A 411-nucleotide genomic window follows, 5' to 3' on the forward strand; every position below is an offset into this window, starting at 1 on the left:
GAGGACGTGGCCGCCACCGTCCACACCCACCCGACGCTCGCGGAGGCCGTGATGGAGGCCGCCGAGAACGCGCGCGGACAGGCCATACACACGCTGAACCGCTGACCGCGCTCGACCCTTCCGTGGCTGAACCGCTTAGCGCGCTCGACCCCTCCGTGTTCCGTGCGGCCGCGATCTTCCTCCTGCCGAGGTCCCGCGACGAAGCGAAGCGATGCGCCGCCGAGTCCCTGAATGTGACTCTCACTCACGACGGTCGAACTGTCGAAAAGACGACTCGTCGCCGCCGGCAGGGGACACTTACCGTGCGGTAAACCTCTCGGAGCGCCGCTGCGGTCCCTGTTGTCGACTTCGCGGATCCACAAATAGAACTTCATTATTTCGATAGAAACTCTCTGTTATAACGATGATTCT

At 62.8% G+C, this 411-nt stretch carries 1 protein-coding gene; it reads left to right on the forward strand.

Annotated features, from left to right (window positions below; all coding sequences use genetic code 11):
• A partial coding sequence (locus EXE44_RS18350; protein ID WP_137718072.1) for a dihydrolipoamide dehydrogenase occupies positions 1-105 on the forward strand: 105 nt, incomplete at its 5' end.
• Positions 106-411: the final 306 nt, after the last annotated feature.

This window comes from Halorubrum sp. SS7 (genome assembly GCF_005435055.1).
GTDB lineage: Archaea > Halobacteriota > Halobacteria > Halobacteriales > Haloferacaceae > Halorubrum > Halorubrum salinarum.